General features: G+C 27.7%; 1 pseudogene. It reads right to left on the reverse strand.

Annotated elements, in window-relative coordinates:
* Positions 1–268, reverse strand: a pseudogene (locus KGF48_RS19780) (RNA-guided endonuclease TnpB family protein); the annotation flags it as partial.
* Positions 269–575: the final 307 nt, after the last annotated feature.

Raw genomic sequence — 575 nt, forward strand, 5'->3', positions numbered from 1 at the left:
AGATATAAGCATACATCTTATTTCTAAATTGCTTAATACTTCTACCTTCTCTATTGGATATTATAAGTCCGATACCTTCATTAGTTATACTAGCTATCGAATGTATTTCTCCTAAGTCTACACCTACGGTGTTGTTACCTTTCGGTGTTGGGTTAATGATTCCATCATCAAATGTATAATACAAATAATATCCGTTTCGCCATACTATTTCAGCAGTCTTTATATTTTCAATATTAAAATCTAACTCTAAATAGATACCTTTTGACATTGATAACTTTAAGTTACCTTTAGCATTGATATTTATTGCACTAGCTTTGAATGGTATTATATAAAATTTCTTGGTTTTATATGGATACTTTGCCTTGGTATTACCTTTCTTTCTTAACTCTGAAATAGTCTTTCTATTAGCATCAAATTTATCTGATATTGCTTGTATAGTTTGACTATATAGATTGTATTTACCTTTGATTATCTTTTGTATATCATTCTTTTTTATCCATTGTTTATGTTCAAAATAGTATTCTTTGGATAAGCTAACTATATGATTTCAACAATTAGCACTCTCTATTTGTTTT

The sequence above is a fragment of the Clostridioides sp. ZZV15-6388 genome (assembly GCF_020657755.1).
Taxonomy (GTDB): domain Bacteria; phylum Bacillota; class Clostridia; order Peptostreptococcales; family Peptostreptococcaceae; genus Clostridioides.